The sequence below is a fragment of the Neptuniibacter sp. QD37_6 genome, from assembly GCF_047778085.1.
GTDB lineage: Bacteria > Pseudomonadota > Gammaproteobacteria > Pseudomonadales > Balneatricaceae > Neptuniibacter.
On sequence record NZ_CP180550.1, the window covers coordinates 566,698 to 592,698 of the forward strand.

The 26,001-nt window shown below is 41.9% G+C and carries 23 protein-coding genes; 22 read left to right on the top strand and 1 reads right to left on the bottom strand.

Translation table 11 applies throughout. The features are described from left to right. Positions 1-323 precede the first annotated feature (323 nt). Entirely contained in the window at positions 324-2,675 is a 2,352-nt protein-coding gene (locus tag ACMXYO_RS02480) for a flagellin (protein WP_415886871.1), read from the top strand. A 49-nt stretch (positions 2,676-2,724) separates the two neighbouring features. Here ACMXYO_RS02480 and ACMXYO_RS02485 read toward each other — a convergent pair whose 3' ends face one another. Continuing rightward, positions 2,725-3,165, bottom strand: a complete 441-nt coding sequence (locus ACMXYO_RS02485; RefSeq protein WP_415886872.1) for a hypothetical protein — start codon at positions 3,163-3,165, stop codon at positions 2,725-2,727. A gap of 95 nt (positions 3,166-3,260) precedes the next feature. On the opposite strand from ACMXYO_RS02485, the gene ACMXYO_RS02490 reads away from it, so the two are divergent. The 21 genes from ACMXYO_RS02490 to ACMXYO_RS02590 all read left to right on the top strand — a co-directional run bounded on the left by ACMXYO_RS02490 (position 3,261) and on the right by ACMXYO_RS02590 (position 25,885). Then, complete coding sequence (locus ACMXYO_RS02490; protein WP_415886873.1) at positions 3,261-5,615, top strand: flagellin; 2,355 nt, start codon at positions 3,261-3,263, stop codon at positions 5,613-5,615. Positions 5,616-5,709: 94 nt separating this feature from the next. After that, a complete protein-coding gene (locus tag ACMXYO_RS02495; protein WP_415886874.1) occupies positions 5,710-6,081 on the top strand; it encodes a flagellar protein FlaG in 372 nt (123 codons plus the stop codon). 49 nt (positions 6,082-6,130) lie between these two features. Next, complete coding sequence (fliD, locus tag ACMXYO_RS02500) at positions 6,131-8,239, top strand: flagellar filament capping protein FliD (protein WP_415886876.1); 2,109 nt, start codon at positions 6,131-6,133, stop codon at positions 8,237-8,239. A gap of 7 nt (positions 8,240-8,246) precedes the next feature. Next, the gene (locus ACMXYO_RS02505; RefSeq protein WP_415886877.1) at positions 8,247-10,277 is read left to right on the top strand and encodes a 6-hydroxymethylpterin diphosphokinase MptE-like protein; all 2,031 of its coding nucleotides are present in this window, start codon (positions 8,247-8,249) and stop codon (positions 10,275-10,277) included. 362 nt (positions 10,278-10,639) lie between these two features. Continuing rightward, positions 10,640-11,338 (top strand): pseudaminic acid cytidylyltransferase, encoded by a 699-nt coding sequence (pseF, locus tag ACMXYO_RS02510; protein WP_415886878.1) that lies wholly within the window; start codon positions 10,640-10,642, stop codon positions 11,336-11,338. Then, entirely contained in the window at positions 11,335-12,009 is a 675-nt protein-coding gene (locus ACMXYO_RS02515; RefSeq protein WP_415886879.1) for a PIG-L deacetylase family protein, read from the top strand. The genes pseF and ACMXYO_RS02515 overlap by 4 nt, the downstream gene beginning before the upstream one ends. 32 nt (positions 12,010-12,041) lie before the next feature. After that, on the top strand, positions 12,042-13,088 hold the full coding sequence (gene pseG, locus ACMXYO_RS02520) for a UDP-2,4-diacetamido-2,4,6-trideoxy-beta-L-altropyranose hydrolase (protein ID WP_415888062.1): 1,047 nt from the start codon (positions 12,042-12,044) through the stop codon (positions 13,086-13,088). Continuing rightward, on the top strand, positions 13,089-13,739 hold the full coding sequence (locus ACMXYO_RS02525; RefSeq protein WP_415886880.1) for a formyltransferase family protein: 651 nt from the start codon (positions 13,089-13,091) through the stop codon (positions 13,737-13,739). Between the two features lies 1 nt (position 13,740). Next, entirely contained in the window at positions 13,741-14,676 is a 936-nt protein-coding gene (locus ACMXYO_RS02530; protein ID WP_415886882.1) for an ATP-grasp domain-containing protein, read from the top strand. Positions 14,677-14,691: 15 nt separating this feature from the next. Continuing rightward, the gene (locus ACMXYO_RS02535; protein WP_415886883.1) at positions 14,692-15,729 is read left to right on the top strand and encodes an N-acetylneuraminate synthase family protein; all 1,038 of its coding nucleotides are present in this window, start codon (positions 14,692-14,694) and stop codon (positions 15,727-15,729) included. Beyond that, positions 15,729-16,559 carry an NAD-dependent epimerase/dehydratase family protein gene (locus tag ACMXYO_RS02540; protein ID WP_415888063.1) on the top strand — a complete coding sequence of 277 codons (831 nt, stop codon included), beginning with the start codon at positions 15,729-15,731 and terminating at the stop codon, positions 16,557-16,559. Before ACMXYO_RS02535 ends, ACMXYO_RS02540 begins: the two co-directional genes overlap by 1 nt. Then, positions 16,546-17,316 (top strand): 3'(2'),5'-bisphosphate nucleotidase CysQ family protein, encoded by a 771-nt coding sequence (locus ACMXYO_RS02545; RefSeq protein ID WP_415886884.1) that lies wholly within the window; start codon positions 16,546-16,548, stop codon positions 17,314-17,316. The genes ACMXYO_RS02540 and ACMXYO_RS02545 overlap by 14 nt, the downstream gene beginning before the upstream one ends. Positions 17,317-17,347: 31 nt before the next feature. Continuing rightward, positions 17,348-18,454 carry a methyltransferase domain-containing protein gene (locus ACMXYO_RS02550; RefSeq protein ID WP_415886886.1) on the top strand — a complete coding sequence of 369 codons (1,107 nt, stop codon included), beginning with the start codon at positions 17,348-17,350 and terminating at the stop codon, positions 18,452-18,454. Then, positions 18,455-19,423: a Gfo/Idh/MocA family protein gene (locus ACMXYO_RS02555; protein WP_415886887.1), complete on the top strand. Its 969-nt coding sequence runs from the start codon at positions 18,455-18,457 to the stop codon at positions 19,421-19,423. After that, on the top strand, positions 19,416-20,714 hold the full coding sequence (locus ACMXYO_RS02560) for a DegT/DnrJ/EryC1/StrS family aminotransferase (RefSeq protein WP_415886888.1): 1,299 nt from the start codon (positions 19,416-19,418) through the stop codon (positions 20,712-20,714). The genes ACMXYO_RS02555 and ACMXYO_RS02560 overlap by 8 nt, the downstream gene beginning before the upstream one ends. Then, the gene (locus ACMXYO_RS02565) at positions 20,707-21,234 is read left to right on the top strand and encodes a GNAT family N-acetyltransferase (protein WP_415886889.1); all 528 of its coding nucleotides are present in this window, start codon (positions 20,707-20,709) and stop codon (positions 21,232-21,234) included. The genes ACMXYO_RS02560 and ACMXYO_RS02565 overlap by 8 nt, the downstream gene beginning before the upstream one ends. Beyond that, positions 21,231-22,154 (top strand): hypothetical protein, encoded by a 924-nt coding sequence (locus ACMXYO_RS02570; protein ID WP_415886890.1) that lies wholly within the window; start codon positions 21,231-21,233, stop codon positions 22,152-22,154. Before ACMXYO_RS02565 ends, ACMXYO_RS02570 begins: the two co-directional genes overlap by 4 nt. Next, positions 22,141-23,274 carry an N-acetyl sugar amidotransferase gene (locus ACMXYO_RS02575; RefSeq protein ID WP_415886891.1) on the top strand — a complete coding sequence of 378 codons (1,134 nt, stop codon included), beginning with the start codon at positions 22,141-22,143 and terminating at the stop codon, positions 23,272-23,274. The genes ACMXYO_RS02570 and ACMXYO_RS02575 overlap by 14 nt, the downstream gene beginning before the upstream one ends. After that, positions 23,271-23,882, top strand: a complete 612-nt coding sequence (gene hisH / locus ACMXYO_RS02580; protein ID WP_415886892.1) for an imidazole glycerol phosphate synthase subunit HisH — start codon at positions 23,271-23,273, stop codon at positions 23,880-23,882. The genes ACMXYO_RS02575 and hisH overlap by 4 nt, the downstream gene beginning before the upstream one ends. Continuing rightward, positions 23,875-24,654 carry a HisA/HisF-related TIM barrel protein gene (locus ACMXYO_RS02585; RefSeq protein WP_415886894.1) on the top strand — a complete coding sequence of 260 codons (780 nt, stop codon included), beginning with the start codon at positions 23,875-23,877 and terminating at the stop codon, positions 24,652-24,654. The genes hisH and ACMXYO_RS02585 overlap by 8 nt, the downstream gene beginning before the upstream one ends. Continuing rightward, positions 24,647-25,885, top strand: coding sequence for an N-acetyl sugar amidotransferase (locus tag ACMXYO_RS02590; protein WP_415886895.1), 1,239 nt, complete (start codon positions 24,647-24,649; stop codon positions 25,883-25,885). Before ACMXYO_RS02585 ends, ACMXYO_RS02590 begins: the two co-directional genes overlap by 8 nt. Positions 25,886-26,001 lie beyond the last annotated feature (116 nt).

Genomic DNA, 26,001 nt, shown 5'->3' on the forward strand with positions numbered 1-26,001 from the left:
GCCGCGGTAGCGGCAAAAAAGCGGATTTATATTGCCGTTTATATAGATAATTATTTTTCATATGGCTTTAACTCTCTGTTAATTAAGGCTTTTATTGTTCTGGTATTTATTTTGCTTTATGTGAGGTACTAACTGCTTTTGCCAGTTGATAATGAGCGAGAAAAGTCAGCTAAAAAGCCTAGCGTGTGCATTATGGCGCTGCGTGAAGGGTTGACCTTTGACTTTGAGGTGGTTTGAAAAGGCTTCCTTTCTCACTGGCGAATTAAAATTAATGAAGTGTATTCCTGCGGGGCGGACTCGGCTGGATATGGGGAGAATCTCTCATGGCAATGGTAATTAACTCGAACATAATGTCGCTCAATGCGCAGCGAAACTTGACGATATCCCAAGGCGATCAAAACCAGGCCATGGAACGGTTAACAAGTGGTAAGCGTATTAACTCCGCTGCGGATGATGCGGCAGGTTTGGCTATCTCTAACCGCATGACCTCTCAGATTCGAGGTTTGGATCAGGCGGTGCGTAACGCTAACGACGGTATCTCTCTGATCCAGACTGCAGAGGGTGCTCTAGATGAGACAACCAATATTCTGCAGCGTATGCGTGAATTGTCTATTCAATCTGCCAACGGCACTTATACAGATGGTAACCGCGCAACGATTGATGCGGAAGTGCAGCAGCTAATTAAAGAGCTTGACCGTATATCAGAAACAACGACATTTAATGGTCTGAATATCCTTGACGGTACGCTAGGTACAGTTGACCTTCAGGTGGGTGCAGAAGCAAATGAAACGATTAGATTCGAAGTTGGTGCTCTTGATGCTGACAGTTTAGGTTTCGGCTCTGTTACAGCGGATATCGCAGGTGATGATGTTGATTTGTCAGCAGTAGATATTGATGATGGTGATGTATTAATTAACGGTCAGAGCATAGGTTCAATATCAACAACTGATACTTTTGAAGATTTGCTGACCAAAATCAACAGTAATGTTGCAGGAGTATCAGCGGCTGGTTTTAATGATATTGAGGGTTCTCAAGCTGGTAGCGGCCTAACATCTGCTACTAATCAACTAACCTTGACCGTTACGCAAGTAGATAACTCTACTACGACATTTGTAATTCAGGATACAAACAATCTGGCAGAGCTTGCTGAAGCGATCAATGAGACGACAGGCGGTACAGTTCAGGCGTCTATTAGTGATACTGGTGAGCTTACGTTGCAAAATAGCACTGGGGCAAGTATTAGCCTTGCAACTACAAACAATGATTCATTGGCTGTTACAGGTATTACATCAGCAAATGGTGCTTATGAGGGGCAGTTAGCCTTAACGTCTGATAACGGTGAGCAGATTACGATTACGACTGGTCCAGAAGGGATTGAGGCAGATTTAGCTGCTTTGGGTCTTTCAGAGAATTTGGATGGTGGTGTTGTCGTAGGTTCGGCTCTGTCAACGACTGATGCTGCGGCTGCTCTTGGATTTGAAGATCTGATAATAAATGGTGTAGCCATTAGTAATGATCTTAATGGCGAGGCTGTAGATACTCTTCAAGAGAAGGTTGCTGTTATCAATGAAGCTAGTACGGAGACAGGTGTTACGGCATCATTGATTGGTGAAGATAGCAACACTACCTCTTTGGATGGAACTGCCGTAGAACTGAAAGGTACTTCAGCTGTAACAGCTTTCACGGCAGCTGCTGATATGCAGATTAATGGTGTAACTGTTTCGTTTGCAGCGACTGCTGATTCGACCGACATTGTTGCAGCAATTAACGCTCAGGAAGCTAATACGGGTGTGGTTGCGTACACTGATGATGATGATGTGCTGCATTTGTACAGTGAAAGTGCGATTACACTTACAGAGTCTGCTGGTGCAGCAGTAGATGGTTACCTGAATATCGCTGCAGGTGATACATTTACATCGGGCACTGCGGTAGCTGAATCCAGTTACTCTGCAATGGATACTGATACTTCGATTAAACTGAACGGTCAGGAAATAATGTTCACGGCAGCAGATTATCGAGACGCTGATGATGTTATTAGTCAGATTAATGCGTCCACTGCATTGACCGGCGTCTATGCATCTGTAAATGACTCAGGTGAATTAACGTTGACTTCGAATAGTGCGTTTACGCTAGAAGCCGGCACTGGTGATAGTGGCAAGTTGCTAGCTGGTATGGGCTTCGAAACCAGCGAATTCATCGATAGCTCGGCAGCTAATGGCTTGCAGGCTGTGCAAATCGATCCACAACTGAAGTTGGACTCTTTGAATGATTCAACGATCAGTATTGAAGTAACAGCTGATGGTGCTACTGCAACAGGCTTGCGAAATCAAAATGAGTCAGGAACAGGTGCTGCGACCGGCTCAGCAATCAGCTCTATTAGTGTTGGGACTGCGGCAGAAGCGCAAAAGGCGATCGATGTGATCGATAATGCGCTAGACCAAGTTAATGATGTGCGAAGTGAATTAGGTGCGGTTAACAACCGCCTAGATTTCACCATCAATAACCTGTCTAACGTCTCTGAAAATGCTTCGGCAGCAAGGTCAAGGATTATGGATGCGGATTTTGCGGCTGAATCAGCAGCTTTATCCCGTGCTCAGGTTCTACAGCAAGCTGGTACGGCTATGCTTGCACAAGCAAATGCGGCACCGGAGCAAGTGTTGTCTCTTCTACAGTAAAAATAATGGCCACCTTCAATCAATTAGGTTGAGGGTGGCTATAACTTTATTAGTCAATTTTTAAATCATTCAGTGCTTTTTGCATCTTTACGACTTTTTTCTGGGTTTTTTGAGCTTCAACTAACTCATCTTGAAAAAGACCTGCCAGTTCACTTGTTGACGCATTTAGCTCTTGGACCTGAATTAGCATATCCCTAATTGTTGCTTGATTGTCTGTTGGGATCTCTGCGGTATTAATCTTTTGGATTAAAGCTGAATGCTGGGTCTGTAGCTGTTCTAGTTTGTCCCATTCCTTCTGTTCTGCGAGTTTATTCATCGCTATTGCTTGTTCAAGGGCTTGAGTTGCAAGTTCCTGAAGTGTGCTCATCTGTGTCATCCCCAAAAAAATATTAATGCTTAGTCTGCGCCTGCCGATATTGAAAATCAACGAAGGATTTATTGGCAAAAAAAATTCTAAAGAGAATTTTCCCTTGGTCGATAACTTACTCAAGCTGGATTCTCCTAGTCGCAAATAGCAAGGAGAATTTTATAAGCAAAAATTCTTGATGGCCGGTCAGACTCGGCTGAATATGAGGAGTAAATCTCATGGCAATGGTAATTAACTCAAACATTATGTCGCTGAATGCGCAGCGTAACCTGACTATCTCCCAAGGTGATCAGAACCAGGCTATGGAACGTCTGACCAGCGGTAAGCGAATCAATTCTGCTGCTGACGATGCTGCAGGTCTTGCGATTTCTAACCGAATGACTTCCCAGATTCGTGGTCTTGATCAGGCTGTGCGTAACGCCAACGACGGTATCTCTTTGATCCAAACAGCGGAAGGTGCGCTGGATGAAACAACTAACATCCTGCAGCGTATGCGTGAACTATCTATTCAGTCTGCCAACGGCACATATACAGATGGTAACCGTGCAACAATTGATGCTGAGGTTCAGCAGCTAGTCAAAGAATTGGATCGTATTTCTGAAACAACAACGTTTAACGGTCTAAACATCCTTGATGGCACATTAGGTAAAGTTGACCTGCAGGTTGGCTCTGAAGCCAATGAAACAATTGGCTTTGAGGTAGGTGCATTAGATGCTGATAGTCTAGGCTTCGGATCTGTTACTGCTGATATCGCTGGTGACGATACATCTCTTGCTGGTTTAAGCCTTTCTGACGGCGATGTTTTGATTAATGGTCAAAGTATTGGTTCATTCGATGGTGCAACAGAGAACATGGATGATCTGATAAATAAGATCAATGAAAATGTGAATGGTGTATCAGCGGCTGGATTCAATGACGTTCAGGCCTCTTCAGTAGGTACAGGTCAGACTTCTTCTGCAAATGTGCTTACTATCTCTGTAACTCAGGTTGATGGCACATCCACTTCTTATCAGATTCAAGATACAAATAACCTGACTGAGCTTGCCGATGCAATCAATACAACTACAGGTGGTCAAGTTCAAGCATCAATTGATGACGATGGAGAAATGGTTCTCCAGAACAGTACTGGTGCAACAATCTCTCTAGCGACCACAGGTGGTGATTCTGCGTCTGTTACAGGTATTACATCAGCAAATGGTGCTTATGAAGGCCAGCTTGCTCTAACTTCAGATAACGGCGACCAGATTACAATTACAACAGGCCCTGAAGGGGTGGAAGGTGATCTGACTGCATTGGGGCTTTCTGAAAACCTTGAGGGCGGTGTTGTTGTGGGTTCCGCGCTTTCAACGAGTGATGCTGCGGCAGCTCTTGGCTTTGAAGATCTGAAAATAAACGGTGTAGCTATTGATAACGAGCTAAATGGGGAAGCCGTTGATACGCTTCAAGAGAAGGTTACTGTTATTAATGAAGCTAGCGGTGAGACTGGTGTTACAGCCTCATTGATTGGTGAAGATAGTAATACCACTTCTTTGGATGGAACTGCAGTAGAGTTGAAAGGTACTGCCGCTGTAACGGCTTTCACGGCAGCTGCTGATATGCAGATTAACGGTGTAACTGTTTCGTTTGCAGCGACTGCTGATTCAACAGATATTGTTGCAGCAATTAACGCTCAGGAAGCTAATACGGGTGTAGTTGCATACACTGATGATGATGATGTATTGCACTTATCAAGTGACAGTGCGATTACGATTACTGAGTCTGCAGCTGCAGCAGTAGATGGTTACCTAAATATCGCTGCGGGTGATACGTTTACATCGGGTACTGCAGTAGCTGAAACTAGTTTCACAGGCATGGATACTGATACTTCGATTAAACTGAATGGTCAGGAGATCATGTTCACGGCAGCAGATTATAGTGACGCTGACGATATTGTTAGTACGATTAATGCATCAACAGCGTTGACGGGTGTGTTTGCCTCTGTAAATGATTCAGGTGAGTTAACATTGGAGTCAAATGGTGCATTTACACTAGAAGCTGGAACTGGTGAGAGTGCTAAGCTCTTAACTGGTATGGGCTACACGACTAGTGAATTTATCGATGCCGCTGCGGGTGATGGCTTACAGGCTGTGCAAATCGATCCACAATTGAAGTTAGACTCTTTGAATGATTCTACAATCAGTATTGAGGTAACGACAGCCGGCGCTACTGCAACAGGGCTGCGTAACCAGAATGAATCAGGTACAGGTGCTGCTACAGGTTCAGCTATCAGTTCTATTAGCGTAGGTACTGCCGCGAGTGCGCAGAAGGCGATCGGTGTGATTGATAACGCGCTTGAGCAAGTAAGCGATGTTCGAAGCGAGTTGGGTGCGGTAAATAACCGTCTTGATTTCACAATCAATAACCTGTCTAACGTATCTGAAAATGCATCGGCTGCGCGTTCTCGGATTCAGGACGCTGACTTTGCTGCTGAATCTGCTGCGCTATCCCGTGCACAGGTACTACAGCAGGCAGGTACTGCAATGTTGGCTCAGGCAAACGCTGCGCCACAGCAAGTATTGTCACTACTTCAGTAAGCTAGGAGCTATACTGATAAATAGATCGCTAACCCCTCTATACAGTTAAATGTATAGAGGGGTTACATAGATTTTAAAAAGAGAGGATTGGGTTATGGCTATTGAATCAGTGGGCGCTACAACGTCATCGGTTGTTCAGCCTTCTCAGCAGTCTCAGCAGGCAGAGCAAGCGAAATCTCAGGCGGTTCGACCGCAGAGAAATGAAGGCTTTCAAGCACAAGCAAAAGAGACACAGGAATTGTCTGTTGAAAAGCTGGAAGCTGCCATTGATCGTTTAAATGAGATGATGAAGGATGGTCAACGCTCTTTAAATTTCTCTGTTGATACGGCGTCGGAAAAGGTGGTGGTACAGGTTAAGGATGTTTCAACGAATCAGGTTATTCGCCAGATTCCAAACGAAGAAGCCCTGCGCTTTGCAGAGTCATTAGATCGCATGATGGGCTTGATCTTTAATCAGGAAGCCTGAGACAATCATGGCTTCTTGATTTCACATTACTCAACCAGAGGTATGGGCGATGAGTGATAGTATCATTAAATCACTGGGAGCCGGATCTGGTATTGATACTGCCAACCTAGTTTCTAGTCTAGTCGAAGTAGAACGAGCTCCTTTACAGAATCGTTTAGATACGAAAGAGGAAAAGCTTGAATCTCAAATATCAGCTTATGGCACCTTAAAGAGCAGTTTAGCTGAGCTTCAAGGGGCGTTATCGCCACTTACTGATAACGATACATTCAATGGCCGCTCGGTTTCTTTTCCTGATACTGATGTAATTACCCCAAATTCCGTAGATCCAGGTGCTCAAACGGGCACGTATCAGATCGAAGTGGTCGATGTGGCGCGAGCCCAATCGCTTGCATCTAGTGCGCATGATGATAAAGATGCCGCTATTGGTGCTTCCGGCACTATGACAATCTCTTTTGGTAAATGGACTTACAATGTTTCAGATGAGCCTACATCATTTACTACTAATGATGATAAAGCAGCGTTAAATATTACTGTTGAGGCCGGGGATTCTCTTCAAGATATAGCTGATGCTATTAATGAGGAAGAAGATGCCGATATTCAAGCGTCGGTGCTTCTTGTTGACGGCCAATATCAGCTACTCCTAACTGCGCCGTCCGGTGTAAGCAATGCGATGCAGATTACCACCAGTGCTGATGGTGATGATAATGGCTCATTAGTCGATTTTGAGTTTAATTCGACCAACTTTTCAACAATGACAGAAACTCAACAAGCTTCTGATGCAGAATTGAAAGTTAATGGACTTACCGTTTTTCGCGATACGAACGATATCAGTGATGTTATTCAGGGCTTTGATTTTACCCTGAATAAAGCTGAGCCCGGGCAAAGTTTTACATTCTCCGTTTCTCAGGATAAAGGCGTTGCTGAGCAGGCGATAAGGGATTTTGTTGAGGCTTATAATCTTTTTTATGAGACAGCAGAAAACCTTACAAAGTACACTCAAGATGAAGATGGAAATACCGTTAGAGCAGATTTAGCAACAGATGGCGCTGCTAAAACGATTGTCAATCGTGTTAGAGCAATGATTGGGGCTGAAGTACCAGGTGTGGATGATGCATTTACAGCCTTGACCAATGTTGGGATTAGGACTGAGCTTGATGGAACCCTCTCCATTAATGAGGATGATTTAAGTCTCGCGCTGGATGATAACTTCGCACTAATTGAGTCTCTGTTTGCTTCAGATACGTCTTCCTCAAGTGATAAAGTTAAGGTTACCGTTGGTAGTTATGCACAGAATACTGTTCCAGGTGATTATGATGTTGTAATTACTCAAGACCCAGTAAAAGGTGCTATTGAGTCGAATGCAATTACAAACCCAGCTTTTGACGCGACAGCAGATGATTTCTCTTTATTGGGAGGGTCATTAGACACCTCACTTGGCGATTATCGATTTGTTATTACTGTTGATGGCACCGCTTCCAATGAAATTACTCTAAGCGGAGATTATTCAACAGCTGAAGAGCTTAGGGCAGAATTACAGTCCTTAATAAACGGCGATACTAATTTAAAAGCAGCTGGTGCAGCATTAGATATCACCTATGACACTGCTACAGATAAGTTGTTGTTTACTTCAAGGCAATACGGAGATAGCTCTTCGGTCTCATTTAGTGGTACTACGGCTGATATTCAAACGTTAGGTTTAGCTGATTCTGGTTTAACAGTAACAGCAGGTAAGGATGCTGCGGGCACAATAAATGGTGAGGCTGCGTTTGGTTCAGGAAATGTTTTACTTCCTGAATTGGATTCAGATCCTTATGGTTTGAATTTTACTATTGAGGAAGGAGCTACTGCAGCGACGGTGGCCGCGGGCGGGGCTCTTTCTATTAATTTTTCTCGCGGTTTCGCAGGAGAATTATCAAATTTGATAGATGACTTCTTAGCGAATACGGGAACGATCAAGGCCCGTGAGGATAGTATTAATAGTCAGCTTAGTGGCATTGATGAAGATCGAGAAGAGCTTGATCGAAAAATGGAAAAGCTAGAAACAAGGCTCTATTCACAATATTTGGCTATGGAACGTATCGTTAGTAGTTTCCAAAACACCGGTAACCAGCTTGATGGGATTCTTGAAAGGTTGCCATTTACAAGCTCACAAGGTTAGAGCCTAGATGACTGATTTAGAAAAAATTATCCTGCAGGCTGAGCGGCTTAAGATCAACCTTGAAGCACAAGAGCTTTATAAAAAAAACATGGCTTTTTTGAAGGAAAGCCTTCCTGCACTTTATAGCTATTATAAAGATTATTCCCCTGTAGAAATGGTCCTGGCTTTCGACGATAGGGGTGATATCAATATTCAAAACCAGTCTGGGTCTTTCGTATATCCGGAAAACCCAAAGGAATATGCAGATAAACAGTATAGTGCATTCTGTAATCGTCCTCATGTACAGCATTTGACTTTTAAGGATGAAGAAGGGCTAGATACTGATTATATTCATCAGAAACTGATGCAGAACCTTATTCCTTTTTACGATGAAGTAAATAAGTATGCCGCTAATATTAGATTAAAGGTTCCCGAAAATTTACAAACAGTAATTGTTTTAGGGTTGGGACTTGGTTATCACATAGAAAATATTACCAATAACCATCATGTTCGTAATCTTTGTATATATGATCCTCATCCAGAATCATTTTATTTGTCATTGCATACAATAGACTGGACAGTAATTATAAGTAAGTTTCAACAGCCAGGATTTAATATAGAATTTTGTATAGGTAAAAAATCCCAAGAAAGTTTTAGATATTTAACCTCTTTCTTTGCTCGTATTGGGATGTACAATATTGTTGTCTCCTATGTGTATAAGCATTACGAAAGCTCTGATATGACAGTGCTTTACGAAATGCTGGAAAATGACCTGATGATGATTGCTCTAGGTATAGGATTTTATGATGATGAGCGAGTAGGCCTGGCACATACAATTGAAAATTATTTTAATAAACTACCCATAGCTCGAAGGTCGTTGCTAAATAGAGGTGATGTATCCAATAGGACAGTGGTTATAGTTGGTAACGGACCGTCTTTAGATAGTAATGAGTCTTTTTTAAGGAGTGTGTCTGGTAAAGCATGTTTAATCTCTTGCGGCACTGCTTTGGCAACCTTGGAAAAAAAAGGTATTAAACCAGATATTCATGTTGAGCAAGAGAGAAATTATAATCAGTATGATTGGATCTCAGGGAGTACATCTGAGGAGTTTAGGAAGGGAATTAAACTTGTTACCTTAAATACCGGACATCCGAAAGTGCCAGAGCTTTTTGAAGAATCGTATTCAGTTATAAAGCCTAATGATTTAGGTGGGAATTTATTGATTAGTTTGCTTGATAGGTCAAGTGGACATTCACTTGTTGTAGCCGATTTTTGTAACCCTACAGTAACAAATTTTGCTACATCTTTCGCAGTGACTTTAGGTTTTAAAAATATAATTCTTGTAGGTGTGGATTTAGGAATGCCGTCACCTGAAAAGCACCATTCAATTGATAGTGCGTACTATGAACAGGAGACTGATTGGGAGGATATAATCCAGAGTAATGGTTTATATGAGGCTCCTGGTAATTTCCAAGAAAAAATTTGGACTAATAATGTTTGGGATCGGTCTAGAGTATCTTTTGAACAACTCTTGCATAAGTATCGTTTGAATTGTGTAAATGTTAATGATGGGCTTAAAATAAAAAATACAATTAGTTGCAGATCTGAGGATATAGAAATAGCTGGTGAACATGCCTTAACGCTTAAAGATGAGTTGGAAGCACGTTTCAAGAAGATATTTTATCTAGATGGCTTGGCAGAAATTAATAAGGATGATCTGCGTGAAAATGTAGAGCACGTTTCTATTGTTCTTGACAGATATCGTGATCTTCTGAAAAGAAATGTAAGTACGCTTGATGATGTATATATCCTATTGCGTGAGGCTCATTACTTTATTAAAGGTAGTAAAGATATTAGTTTTGTCGCTAAAGGTTTGCTTAAAGGGACATTGGAATATATATCATGCACTTTGATAAGTGTCTTGTGCGTTGCTAAGGAAGAAGATATAGCTGATATCTTTTCAAGAATGGTTGCTGTGATTAATTGTTTCTTTGATGAGATTGAAGTTGATGCTAAAGAGAATATTTTTAAGCTAGATGAGTTTACAAATTACTGTTGATTTTGAATGTCAGTCATTTAAATGATTGTGTTATTGGGAATGGGTTTAAAAAATTTAAATCTTTTGATTGCTCTGGGGCTGCCAAATAATAAATTGTCTTCTAAGTTTATTATTTGGCAATGAGTGTTCTTAGTTCACCTTGAATGTATTTGCTTGTCCTTTTTGTTTTAAATAGAGTAAAACGCTACCTTTCTTGATTTTTTAGTTCATTGTACGAAAAATAACGAGGTGTATTTGTTGTAGCTTCTATAATTGTGGGTATGGCGGGCCTCTTGTCTTTATTAATCCAGTGAAGCGACGGGTTGGATTAATTTATCAGAAGGGTATGAAACGTGTTAAATATTGAAAAGGATCCGGTGTAGATGAAATTGGCTGTTATTCCTGCTCGTGGAGGAAGTAAAAGAATTCCTCGTAAGAATATTAAGCCCTTTGCTGGAAAGCCGATGATAGCTTGGTCGATTGAAGCAGCTCAGCGTTCAGGTTTATTTGACAGAATTGTTGTGTCTACAGATGATAGAGAAATCGCTGAAATCGCATCAGAGTATGGTGCAGAAGTTCCTTTTATACGCCCTGCAGATATTTCCGATGATTTCACGGGTACTGCTGAAGTTGTCCAGCATGCTATTCAATTTATTCAGAACGAAGGTCATCAAGTAGACGATGTTTGCTGTGTTTATGCGACAGCCCCTTTTGCTCGTTCTGACGATCTTCAGCAAGCTTACCAAGAATTGGTAAATGGTTGGTCCTATGTAATTCCAGCTTGTGAGTTCAATGCTCCTATCTTTAGGTCTTTTCAGCAGTATGATGATGGCAGTATAGAAATGTTCTATCCGGATAAATTTGCTAGCCGTTCACAGGATTTGCCTGAAGCCTTACATGATGCTGGGCAGTTTTACTGGGGTAAGGCGGCAGCTTGGCTAGAGCTAAAGCCGTTTTTTACCCGAGATACCTATGCGTTGAGAATACCCGCTTGGCGCGTTCAGGATATTGATACGAATGATGACTGGCGTAGGGCTGAGTTAATGTTCGTTGGTTTGGAATCGCTGGAGATCAAAGAATGACTGTGTTGGTCGTTGCTGCACATCCCGATGATGAAGTTTTGGGCTGTGGAGGGACTATAGCAAAGTATGTCAGTGAAGGTGTGCCAGTCAAAGTTATGTTTATTGCTGATGGCGTATCTTCGAGGTCTGACAGTGCAGCAGACAGTGCGCTGTCAGCAAGGTTAGAGGCTTTAGCGGCGGCTTCTGCAATTTTGGGATATGAAGTAGTTTTTACCGGACAGTTCCCTGACAACAGGTTAGATACTGTTCCTCTGTTAGAAATTGTACAGTTGATAGAGCGCTATATAAGTCAGCTACGACCTCATACAGTAATTACACATCACTCAGGTGACTTGAATATCGATCATCGATTGGTGCATGAGGCAGTGGTAACTGCTTGCAGACCTACACCAGGCCACAGTGTTAAGAATTTACTCTTCTTTGAGGTGGCTTCTAGTACAGAATGGCGCTCTCCTGGGGATGGCCATGCATTTGTGCCTAATTACTTTATTGACATCTCTGGCAGTTTTCTTGAGAAGAAGCAGGAGGCGTTAGAGGCATATGCACTGGAAATGCGAGAGTGGCCCCACGCTCGTTCTGCCAAAGCAATTGATGCTTTGTGTCATTGGCGAGGTGCAACTGTAGGTGTTGAAGCGGCCGAGGCATATATTCTTGGGCGAATGCTTGCATGAAAGTAGTAGTTAGGGTTGATGCTTCGAGTGCTATGGGGAGCGGACATCTTATTAGGTGCCGAACGTTAGCTTTAAAGCTTAAACAGAGAGGCGTTAAGGTGCTTTTTATATGTCGAGAGCACCATGGAAATTTAATTACCTTTGTAGAAAAGGATGGCTTTGAAGTACGCCCTTTAGCGACTCCTTCTGTTGTGGCTTCTACTGCCGATTCTTATGATGCATGGCTTGGAGTTAGTCAGGAGAAGGATGCACAAGAGTCTATTAAGGCTTTATTTGATTTTAGACCAGACCTTCTAATTGTTGATCATTATTCTCTAAGTGCTCAGTGGGAGATGCTGCTTAGGCCTCATGTAGGTCGTATTATGGCTATTGATGATCTGAATAACCGATCCCATGATTGCGATTTTTTACTTGATCAAAATCTGTCTGCTAGTAAAGAGCGTTATGATGCCCTGATCCCCTCTCAATGCCAGTGTTTTTTTGGACCTAGTTATGCATTATTAGCTGATGAGTACATGCAGCTACGACAGTTGGAAACAACGTATTCTTCTAAGCTTAACAAGGTGCTAGTTTATTTTGGCGGGGTTGATCCAGATAATTTATCTAGTATGGCTTTGAAAGCTTTATCAGATACTAAATTTGAAGATATAGAGGTCTGTATAGTAGTTGGTGCTAATGATCCACCGCATAAACAGGAATTACTTCGACAGGCTCAATTGAGACCTAATACAGTCGTACTTGAGCCTCAGAAGAGTTTATCTAACTTGATGTTTGACACGGATTTAATGATTGGTGCAGGTGGGGCTACGTCTTGGGAGAGGTTGTGCTTGGGAGTGCCTTCTGTAATCGTTTCTGTGGCAGAGAATCAAGAGTTCATCAGCAAAGCCCTAGATGAGTTAGGTCTTGCTATTCATTTAGGGGTTAGTAATCAAGTTGTCGAGCAAGATTTCTTTGCTGCCGTGTCTGAATTTGCACTCCAGCCGGATAAGTTATTCAACATGTCTGTTGAAGGTCAGAGAGTAGTTGATGGTTTAGGATGCGATAGAGTTGCGGACGTGCTGATGGGGGTTTGTGTGTAGATGAATATTTGGATACTGAGTGATGAAAGTAGCTGGATAAACCATTATCTTGAAGATTTGTGTCAGTCTGCAGTTAATAATGGACATGTTGTTCATTGGGTTCATAAGGTGGCTGAGCTAGGATGTGGTGATATATGTTTCCTGTTGGGGTGCGGGCAGATGGTGCCTGAGCATAAACGGGCAGGGTTTAATCATTGTGTTGTCGTGCATGAGAGTGATCTTCCGAGAGGACGCGGGTGGTCTCCCATGACTTGGCAGGTCTTAGAAGGTAAACGTAAGATTCCAATTTGCTTGCTTGAGGCCGATGAAAAAGTTGATTCGGGTGTTGTTTATCTGCGTTCATTTATTTCACTTGAGGGCACGGAGCTGGTTGAGGAGTTACGACAAAAACAGGCTAAAGAAACGTTGAAACTTGTTGAGACGTTTTTACTCAACTTTGAAACTTTGCGGGAGAATGGAGAGCCTCAGATAGGGGAGTCCAGTTATTATCCAAGACGTTCTGCTGATGATAGTGAAGTTGACCCCGAACGGACTCTCCTTGAATTGTTTAATGCTTTTAGAGTTGCTGATAATGAACGATACCCAGTTTTTTTTCGGCACCTTGGCAAGGAATACCAGCTAAGGATAAGTCTTCGTTCTAAGGATGATTGATATGCGGTCGATTCTCATAACAGGCGCAGGGGGGGCTGGGGCTGAATTAATATGGAAGCTGTTTTCAGATAAGTATTCTTTATTTTTTGCTGATGCAGATTTGGCTCGAATTAGTCGAGATATTCCAGATACACGCTGTGTGAAAATTCCCTTCGCCGGTGATGATGACTTTCTGCAAGAGTTGGTCAGTGTCTGTCTAAAGTTAGATATTGACCTGCTGGTATCGGCTGTTGACGAAGAATTATCTTTTCTGGCAGAAAATGTCGGCTTATTTAGCGGTACTCGGATGTTTATGCCTGAAGCTAGTTTTATCCGTATGATGTTGGATAAGTTTCAAATGGTGGAGCATTTTAAGGCTAATGCTTTGATGCCGATAACTAAATTGCTATCAGATCATACGGTTGATATTCCCTTCCCGAGTATTTTAAAACCTCGTACAGGTCGCGGATCCAGAGATGTTTTTGTTTTAGATAATGATGATGACCTTGATTACTTCTCGAGGAAGTTTACTGGGCGGTTAGACGACTTTATTGTTCAGGAGAAAGCTGAAGGCGTTGAATATACTGTCCAAGTCGTTTCTTCATCTCAGGGAGCTTTACATGAAATTATTCCTGTCAAGGTTTTCTCAAAGAAGGGTATCACCATTTCCGCTGAGACTGAGTACGATCAGAATGTGATTGCTGCCTGTCAGCGCTTACATATGTTAGGTGGTGGGAGTGGGACTTATAATATTCAGCTTATTCTCAGTTCTGATGGTATTGTGTACCCATTTGAAATAAATCCAAGAATATCAACAACTTTTGGCTTGGTGTTGGCGTCGGGCGTAGATCCATTTGAGTTGTTTGATAATCATAGTGCAACCTTTATTGGCCGCGCTTCAGAAAGATCGGGATGTCGTTTGGAGCGACACTGGGTTAATTCGATTACACATTACTAGCAGTAGGTGCTTACAATGCTGAACAATATAGAAATAGGCAGTCGGCTTATTGGTGATGGTGAGCCTTGCTACATTATTGCTGAAATTGGATCTAATCATAACCATAGTTATGACATGGCTTGTGACTTAATTAAGGCCGCAGCGGATGCAGGCGCAGATGCTGTTAAGTTTCAGACGTTTAAAGCAAAAGAACATTATTCTAAGTTTGCCCCAGGGTTCAGTTATCTGGACGGCCAAGATACACATGAATTGATTGAGTCGCTAGAGCTGGATCGAAGTTGGCAGAAACAACTAAAAGCGTATGCAGAAAGTTGCGGTGTTGATTTTTTTTCCTCTCCTTGTGATAGCGAAGCCATTGCTGAATTGGCTGAATTAGATGTACCAGCTTACAAAGTTGCTTCCTTTGATCTGACAGATGATCGATTAATTACTGAAATGGCTGCTGTCGGAAAGCCGATCATCCTGTCGACTGGGATGGCAACGTGGATGGATATCCAGATTGCTGTGGATGCTGCAAAAGCAGCAGGCAATAACGATATTATTCTATTGCAGTGTACCTCGCTGTACCCAGCGCCCGACGCATTGAGTAATTTAAAGGCGATAGTAACTTTGAAGGATACTTTTGGCTTGCATGCGGGCTATTCAGATCATACCGAAGGTGATCATATTTGTATTGCCGCTGTCGCACTGGGAGCGAAAGTTATCGAGAAACATTTTACTCTGGATCGCTCTTTACCGGGGCCTGATCATGCATTTGCAATTGAACCTAAAGGCTTTTCTGAGATGGTTAGAAAGATCAGAGCAGTCGAATCAGGTATGGGTGATGGAATTAAAGCAGGCCCCAGAGAAGAAGAAATGGAAATGGCTGAAAAGGGACAGCGTAGCCTACATGCCAAAATAAATATAGCAGCTGGTGAAGTGATTACTGAAGAGATGCTTGTTATCAAACGCCCAGGTCTGGGTATTGCTCCTGCAATGCGTAAGCACGTGGTAGGGCGTATTGCGAAGGAAGATATTAGAGCTGATCAGTGGGTGACTTGGGATAAACTGTGATGCGGGTTCTGGTAACCGGAGCTGCTGGTTTTCTGGGTGCTGAATTAAGCCGACGATTGGCTACAAACTCTTCTGTAGATCTGTATGCGATGACTCACAGCTATGGTGGAAGGGTTTTTTGTGATTTGCTGGATCAGGATGCAGTAAATCTAGTGTTTAAACAAGTTACCCCGGATATTGTTGTTCACTGTGCTGCTGAGGTACCTAAGCGTGAGGCAGACTACCTCAGTGAAACCGTGATTGATCGTAATACCTCAATGGTTAAAGTGTTAATCAATGCGGCAAACTGTCCAGTCATTTTTATCTCTTCTATGGCTGTTTATGATGATGCTCTGGGTATGCCATGTTCTGAAAATCAGGCAGGTGGTGATTTAAGCGCTTATGGTACCAGTAAGCTTCAGTGTGAAGCGTTACTGGCCGAGGCTGGTGTCTTGGGTGTGGCTCTTCGATTACCAGGGTTGTACGGAAGCGATCGTAAAGCGGGCTTGGTACACAATTTGTTATATGCTCTAAAGCATCAGAGGGAGCTTTCCCTGCCGGATAAGCCTGTTATGTGGGCCGCGATGGATGTCATTGATGCTGCAAATGTTATTGAACAGTTTGTTATGTTGAAGTATAGCGAAGGCTTTGTTCCGGTTAATGTTGGTTATGCGGAGAAAATGTCAGTTAATCGCCTTGTTAATCTGGCTGCTGATATGTATGCGACAAATATTAGTTATGAAGTAATACATAAGGACTTTGAGTTTATTTTGGAGAAGATGGCTGAATTTGGTGTTGTGTTGAAAAGCAGCTTTACGCAATCGTTAGAGGCTTTGAATGATAGAGTTTGAAAGGATTGTTTCTCTAGTTGTTAATACTGGTAATGAGATAAAGAGATGGCGTAAGTCTGATGAGTTTTCAGACATTACTGATAAACATAAGTTTAAAACCCACGCTGATAGTATGGCCCATGACCTGATTGTTGCGGGTTTAGCAGATATAACCAGAGATATTTCGGTCGTTTCTGAGGAAGATGAGGTTAGGCAGCGAGGTGAACGCTATTGGCTTATAGATCCTATTGATGGTACTGCTAGTTGGTATCATGGCTTTTCTGGATATGTCTGTCAGGTTGCTCTGATTGATAATGGGCAGCCGATTTTTGGTGTCATCTATGCGCCGGAGCGAAAAGGTCTTTGGGTTGGGCAACGAGGCAAGGGGGCGACTTATAATGGTCAGCCTGTGAAGCCTGCTCGAAAAGATAAACCTATACGTTCGATTATTGATAACACGCCAGAACCTCATGGTGTTGCAAAGCTTCTCTACGATACTTTAAGTCTTGAGCATTATGTTGAGTGCGGCAGTCTGGGATTGAAGTCTGTACTGGTATGTACTGGTGAGGCCGATCTATTTGTTAAAGATGTCATTGTCAGGGACTGGGATTTGGCTCCTGTTGCAGTAATAGCAAATGAGCTCGGTTATCACCTTCATGACATTAATGGTGAAAAGGTGTGTTTTGATGGTCAAACGGAAGAGATTAACGGATTGATTGTCTCTCCCGATTTGTCGTTGGTAGATAAAGTCGTGAGATTAGTGAGGGCAGCGATTTAAAATGCAGGATATTACGCAGTGTAAGTGTTGTTTGTCTGAAAATATCAACAGTTTGTCAAAGCATAAAAGTTATTTTTTAATCAATCTCGATGAAACGGTCGATATTGATTATTCATACTGTGCTGATTGTGGTTTTATTTTTCAGGCTAATTATGTCGGCGATGACTTTTTAAATCGTTACTATGAAAATAGTCCTATGTTACGGCGTAGGGAACCAACTGAATATGAAATAGATCAGAATTTTAGGCAGGGAGCTTTTTTATCTAAGACAATCTCTCTAGAGGGAAAGTCAGTACTTGAAATTGGTGCCCATGCAGGGGCATTTTTAAGGTACTTGCATGATGAGCATAAGTGTAAAACTTATTTTGTAGAACTCAGTGACGAAGCAAATCAAGTATTATCCAGTATCGATGGCCTTTCGGATTTTAACTCGCTAGATAAAAGTATAGAGCTGGATCTAGTTGTTATTAGGCATGTACTGGAGCATATTCACGATATAGATAATTTCCTCGATTATATCTCTTCCATAACTTCAGATCAGGGACTGTTGTTTGTTGAAGTGCCCGATTGGAGCTGGATGGATGAATCTACAGATCCTTTGATGTTTGAGCATCTGAACCAGTTTAATGTTAATAATCTTACTCAATTTCTCTCTCGTAGAGGGTGGATCGTAGAATCGCTGGAAAAAAGTATTAGCGATAATGATCCTGCGACTAAAAATAGAGTATTGAGGGTCTTAGCCAAGAAAGCCCCGCCATCATTATCCGATACGAAATCTCATTTCCATGACTTTTATTCCAAGACATATGATCGTGTGAATCATTTCATTAATACTTGGGTAGAAACTAATGCTGAAGATACAAAAGTAGGACTGTATCCTGCTAGTCACTTGACGTTTGCTGCTTTGCAGGACACAAAAATTTGCGAGGCTGAAGTAGTTGGGATTTTTGATATAGATGAGAAAAAGTCTGGTATATCAGTTGCGGGTGTTGAGATTAAACACTCAGAAACGTTGGTGAAGAATCAACCGGATGTGATTTTTCTATTTACCTTGGCTTATGAAGAGGAAATCAAACAGTATCTTTGTGATTTGGGTGTGAATGCTGAAATTATTTGTTTAAGCGGGTTGCTTAAGTAAATGGTTGCCAAATTTAAGGTTTTGATCATAGGGCTTGGTCAGATAGGCATGGGGTATGATATTGATGCTTCGCCTGAAGAGCTATTAGTTACTCATGCCTCCTCGTTTGCTCAGAGTGATAATTTTGAAATTGTGGCGGGCATTGATAGGGATCAGGAAAAACAGGATCGTTTTTCTAAACGTTATGATTGCTCAGCATATAAATCTATCAGCGAATTGCCTGATAAGGATGTCGATGTGGTGGTTATTGCTGTGCCGACTCAATATCACTTTGAAGTTTGTAATGAAGTTCTTGACTGTATGCAGCCATTAGCGGTGTTGTGTGAGAAACCTTTCACTGAAAGTAGTGTTGAGGCTCGCATAGTAGCAGAAAAAGCTGGCAGGAAGCAGATTCAGTTTTATGTGAACTATATGCGCTTATGTGATCCTGCGGTTCTTAGGCTTAAGAAACAGATTTCCTCAAAGGAAATAGTCTCTCCTTTCAAAGGTGTGGTCTGGTACTCAAAGGGGCTTTTTAACAGTGCCTCACACTTTGTAAATCTGCTGCAGTTTTGGTTTGGAAAGGTTACATCGATAGAAGGAATGAGTAGCGTGGTTCACAGAGACGAAGATAGCTCTCCCTCCTTTATGCTCAAGTTTGATCAGGCCGAAATTGTATTTATGGGTTTGGATGAACGTAATTATTTTCATAATTCCCTTGAGCTTTTTTCTGCAAACGGACGGATCTTATATCAAGGAGGAGGGAAATTGGTTAGTCGGTTTGGCATAGACTGCGATTCGCTGTTTTCTGGGTATAAAGTACTTTCTAGCGAAGGTGATTTTTATCCAGATTCTTTTAATTTTTTACAGAAAGGTGTGACTGAGCACCTAGCGAATGCGTTAGAGAGTAAATCATCATCTATATGTGATGTTGAAACTGCTATTAAAACATTAGAAGTTTTAGAACGGGTAAATAAGCTTTATGAGTAATCAGGATTTTGGCTCGGTGTTGGCTTTACATGGAGGTGAAAAAACTATTAAAGAAAAGTTTGCACGCTACTCGCCCATTGGGGAAGAAGAGGTTAAGGCTGCTAGTGAGGTGGTTTCCAGTGGTGTGTTGTCTCAATACCTTGGGTGCTGGAGTGATGATTTCTATGGTGGGCCTAAGGTACAGGAGTTTGAAAGGCAGTGTGAAACCTATTTCGGTGTCAAACATGCTATTACAGTTAACTCATGGACATCTGGATTGGTCGCAGCAGTAGGCGCATTAGGGGTTGAGCCAGGTGATGAGGTTATTGTCAGTCCATGGACAATGTGTGCGAGTGCAACGGCTATTCTGCATTGGAATGCTATCCCGGTATTTGCGGATATTGAGAATGATACTTTCTGTCTGGATCCTGTGGCTGTAGAGAAGTGCATATCGCCAAGGACTAAGGCAATTATGGCAATCGACATCGGTGGACAATCTGCTGATTTGGATGCATTGCGAGAAATTGCTGATAAACATGGTTTGAAAATTATTTCAGATACGGCTCAGGCTCCGGGTGCTCTATATAAAGGTAAGTTAGCGGGTACCCTTGCTGATATCGGTGGTTACAGTCTTAATTATCATAAGCACATCCATACCGGAGAGGGTGGTGTTCTGGTCACCAATGATGATGAGCTTGCAGACCGTATGCGTCTGATTCGAAATCATGCGGAAGCGGTAGTGGAAGATAAGGGTGTCACTAATCTGGTGAACATGCTTGGGCATAACTTCCGTCTAGGAGAAATAGAGTGTGCAATCGGTATTGAACAACTGAAAAAACTAGACCCTTTGATCAAGAGTAGACAGGTCGCCGCTGATCAATTGTCTGAAGGTTTGTCTGGTCTTAAAGGCTTAAAGTTGCCTGTTACCCGTAAAGACTGCACTCATGTGTATTATGTTTATAAAATGATGATTGATCCGGAAGTCACCGGTGTAAGTCGAAATAAAATATTTGAAGCGCTTGTTGCTGAAGGTGTAGAAGGGCTTAGTACAAAGTTCGCCAATCTTCATCTATTACCTTTATATCAAAAAAAGGTAGCTTACGGTTCAAATGGCTTTCCTTGGCGTTCGGATGTCACTAGTCGGGAGGTGTCTTATGAGAAAGGTATTTGTCCGGTTGCTGAAGACCTGCATGATACTAGCTATTTAGGTTTCTTGATGTGCTTGCATGAGATGCAATATTCAGAAATAGAACTTATTATTCAAGCATTTAAGAAAGTTTGGGATAACTTGGATAAATTAGTTGATGACTGATACAAAAGTGATTACTGGTCCCCGGCTTATATTAACTGAGTTTGAAGATGGTGATATTACCCCAGAATATGTTAGTTGGCTGAATGATCCTGCTGTCGTGAAGTTCAGTAACCAGCGGTTCAGAGAACATAGCCTTGAGTCTAGTAGGGCCTACGTAAAAAGCTTTACTGGAACTGAGAATGAACTTTTTAAAATCGTCCATGCAGAAACAGGTGGGTTACTCGGTTCGGTTAATGCCTATGTGGACACACGTCACCTTGTTGCTGATATTGGTATTATGATTGGAAATAAAGCCTTTTGGGGGCAAGGTTTCGGTCAAGAAGCCTGGACTTTGATGATGGAGTTTTTATTTGTTGATAGAGGAGTGCGTAAAGTCACAGGAGGTACCCTGGCTACAAATAAAGGAATGGTTGAGGTGATGAAACGTAGTGGAATGCATCTGGAGGGTGTGAGAGAGAAGCATTTCCTTATAGGCGACCAAGCAGTTGATATTCACTTATTCGCGAGATTTCGTACTTGAGTGGTTATGACTTTTCATCTCTGAAGAGTATCGCTGTTGTTGCTCATGATGCTGGTGCCGCTAACCTTCTTGCCTTCTGGTTAAAGGATGAGGTTGATCGAAGCGAATGGCATAAATTTTTATTTTATGTTGCAGGACCAGCTGAGCATATTTTTCGCCAATTGTTTCCTGCGGCGAAGTATTGCGCTTATGATTTGCAATCGATGATTAAAAAATCAGATCTATTGCTTTCTGGCACTGGTGCAGGGAGCAGCTTGGAATACGATGCTAGGCATTATGCTAGGCAACAGGGAATTACTTCGATTGCCATTATTGATCATTGGGTGAACTATCCAATTCGTTTTGAGCGAGATGGTCAACGTATTTTGCCAGATGAAATATGGGTATGTGATGCTTATGCTCAGGAAAAGGCACTGAATTGCTTCCCAGAAGTCTGTGTGCGCCAGATTGAAAATTATTATCTGAATAGCCTTGTAGAGCGTATTCGGACACTATCCAATGATGAAGATACTCATAATGGGATAAAAAACGTTCTTTATCTCCTTGAGCCTATTGGTAATTATTGGGGAACTGATTCAGGGGAGTTTGATGCATTAGAGTACTTTTTACAGTATTTAGCATCATTAAAGGCTGCATCTGAATACAAAATTATTCTCAAGCCTCATCCGTCTGAGCCGACAGATAAATATAAAGGTTATGTCGGAGAGTATGGGAAATATAGTATCGAGATCGCGTATGATGAGGAGCTTTATAGCCTAATTGGGTGGGCTGATTGGGTTGTTGGTTGCGAAACATTCGCAATGGTTGTTGCATTATCTGCTGGAAAAGACACTTTCTCCACAATTCCCCCTTGGGGTAAGCCTTGTCGGTTACCTTATGAGAATATAATCCAAATTCGAGACATATATGAAGTACTGTAAAACTTGCCTACAGCCAGATACTCGGCCAAATAGCTACTTTGATGCCGAAGGTGTTTGCCCTGCCTGTAATTACTATCATACCGTAAGTGCTGCGGCGGATTGGGAAGATCGACTGGAAGAAATTCAGGATTTTTTGAAAGGCTATGAACGTAAGCCTGATCAGTATTTCGACTGTATTATTGGTGTAAGTGGTGGCAAGGACAGTACCCGACAGGCGTTGTGGGTTAGGGATAAGTTAGGTTTGAAGCCTCTACTGGTATGTCTTACCTACCCTCCAGAACAGTTGACCGAGAGAGGGGTGGATAATGTTTCTAACCTTATTGAATTAGGGTTTGATGTTGTGGTTTCTGCCCTATCCCCTCAGACATGGAAAAAAATGCTTCGACAGGGCTTTTTTCAGCACACTAACTGGGCTCGAAGTTCTGAGCAGGCCATTTTAGCAGCTGTGCCGCAGTTAGCGATCAAGTACGGGATAAAAATTATTTTCTGGGGAGAAAATCCAGGATTGCAACTCGGAGATATGAAGACTGTTGGTAAAACTGGTTACGACGGAAATAATCTGAAATATATGAATACAGTCTCTGGCGGTGCGCTAGATTGGCTTCTTGAAGCAGGATTTGAGAGGGATAAGTTGGATCCATATCTGTACCCGGTTTCAGAGGAGTTTGATAAGGCTGGAATTCAGATTATTTATTTGGGGTGGTTTTGGAGGGATTGGTCGTTGATTAATAATGCGGCTTATTCCTGCTTAAACGGTTTAGATATTCGAGATGATACTGTTGAAAATACAGGCGACCTTTGGGGGGTTTCTTCGTTAGATGAGGACTGGGTAACTCTTAACCAAATGATTAAATACTATAAATTTGGTTTTGGTCGAGTTTCTGATTATGTGAACGAAGAAATTCGTAACGGACGTATGACTCGGGAAACAGGAATCACTCTGTTGGAACAGTTTGATGGAGCCTGTAGCGCGGAATATATTGAAACGTTTTGTGAGTATATTGATATTACCGTTGAAGCGTTTTGGAAACAGGTACATGGTTCAGTAAATAAAGACCTGTTTCATATCGAACAGGACGGTTCGATCACTCGGAAGTTTAAAGTAGGCTTTGGATTGTGAAAAAGATACACGTTGGCGTGATTGACTATCAGGCTGGAAATCATGCATCAGTTGTTAATAGTCTGAAAGCCTTGGGTTTTCGGGTAACTTTGGCGCGTTCGACAGAACTCCTTGATAGTACAGACCTATTACTCCTACCTGGGGTTGGTGCTTTTCCTCAGGCAATGGATGCTCTACGTGAAGAGGGACTTGAGCAGTATATTCGGACCGCAGTGGAGCAAAAAAAGCGCCCTTTAATTGGTATTTGCTTGGGGATGCAACTTTTGGCCTCTTCTTCGTCTGAATATGGCGAAACTGAAGGGCTTGGATTGATTCCTGGGCATATTCAGGCCATGGATAAACCTAAATGGCATATCGGTTGGAATTCAATAATAGCCAACAATAAACAGTCATCGTGCCTTCCAGAGATCGGAGGGTGTTACTACTTTAATCATTCCTTCTGCTTTAAAGGAAGTGACAAGTCTGTTTTATACAGAACGGCAGATAATAATATTGCTGCTGTTATTGCTCAAGGGCATGTAGTTGGTCTTCAGTTCCACCCTGAAAAAAGCCAGAAAGAAGGGCGTGCTTTGCTGAAGAATTTAATTTTGAGAATGTGTAATGCTTAAAAAGCGATTAATAGGCGCCGTTGTTGTTAAGAACAATATTGCCGTACAGTCCTTCGGTTATAGGAAGTATTTGCCTTTGGGTAAGGTTGAGCATCTGGTGGAAAACCTAGATCGCTGGGGAGCAGATGAGATATTGGTATCTGTAATTGATCGCTCATCATGTGACGCAGGCCCCGATTTTGACTTAGTGCGCTCTCTAGCAAAGCTTAACCTGTCAACTCCCCTAATATATGCAGGCGGTATCCGCGGTGTTGATGATGCGGTAGAGATAATTAAATCTGGAGCTGACCGGGTTTGTGTCGATAGTTTGTTGCACGAAGATGTGAATGTTGTAAGCAAAATTTCACATGCTATAGGCCAACAGGCGGTTATAGGTTCGTTACCTGTTTTTTATGATGGTTGTTCTGTGAGATGGACGGATTATAAGTCGGGGACTGATATCGAACTAAATGAAGAGGTTATGCAAAGCCTTTCCGAGTTAGTGTCAGAGTTTCTGATAATTGACTGGAAAAATCAGGGGGGGCGAAATAGGTTTGACGAGAATATTGTTCGATATCTGCCCGAAGTAGCTTGTTCCTGTATTGTGACGGGAGGGTTATCTGAGCCGCAGCAGATAAAACAATATATCGATATGGATCGTGTCTCTGCTATTGCTGTTGGTAATAGCCTCAATTATAGAGAAAATAGTGTACAGACGTTAAAAGAAATTACTATGAATGAGCAATTACGACCAGCCTATTATGATGAGTGCTTTAGGTTAAATTATGAGTGAAGTTGATTTCTGTAAACGCTGTTTATATACCACAGAGCACCCATTGGGCTTGGTTCTTGATGATGAAGGTATTTGTTCAGGTTGTCGGGTGCATGAAGAGAAAGATATTCTCGATTGGGATTATCGTTGGTCTAAGCTTGAGCGAATAGTCTCTGATTATCGCAGTACGACCGGACAGTATGATTGTATTATTCCAGTTACCGGTGGTCAGGATTCTTATTTTATAGTTCATCTTGTTAAGAATGTCCTGAAAATGAATCCGTTGCTGGTTGCATACAATAAGTATTTTAATACTCCTTTAGGGATTAGAAACTTATCAAATCTTAGAATTACATTTGATTGCGATATATTGTTTCAAAATGTAAATCCGCAATCGGTAAGGAATATTACTAAGACAACTTTGAGATCACTAGGTAGTATTTACTGGCCTATTTTGGCTGGACATTCAGTGTTTCCGGTGCAAACGGCAGTTAGATATAAAGTTCCTTTAATTATTTGGGGTGCACATCAAGGTGTCGAGCAAGTCGGCATGTTTTCTCACGAACATGAAGTTGAGATGACCCGTCGGTACCGAAAAGATCATGATTTAATGGGACATGAAGCTGACGACCTGTTGTCTGTATTTGACACATTGTCGGAAGAGGATATTTGGCAGTACCGTTACCCAAGTAATTCTGATCTGAATGATATCGGTGTGCGGGGGATCTATCTTGGTAATTATGTAAGGTGGGACCCTAAAGCTCAACATGAGCTCATGATTAAACTTTATAATTACAAAACTAGTTCTTTTTCCAGAACTTTCGATACCTATGATTTTGTTGATTGTTATAACTACATGAATCTTCATGATCAGTTAAAACTGTATAAATGTGGTTATTCAAAAGTAACGGATCATGCCTGTAGGGAGATTCGGCATGGTCGTTTATCACGGGAAAAAGCTATACAACTCGTTAAGTATTATGAAAGGCAACCTGTTGACTTTAAAAATATGTTTACAGATTGGTTAGGGGTGACGGATAAGTCGCTGACATATTTGATGGATTTGCAGAGGAATCCTAAGCACTGGATTAATACTGCTCCTCTACAGTGGGAGTTTAATGGGTTGAGCCATCATCTGGATGGCGCGCCTTCAAGTGATCTTCCCGAACGGGCTATTTTTGAAGAAAACTCTTCAATGAATTATGACAGAGAAGAGAAGTACATAGTTTTTGGTAGAGGATTGCCACTGTAAATAATGAGTGTGATCTCTGTGCTTAAGAATAGAGTGCGACATATTAATATGCATCAACAGTGGTTATGCGGATCTTATTTCGAAAACTGTTCAAGCTTTAACCGAGCTTTATTTAG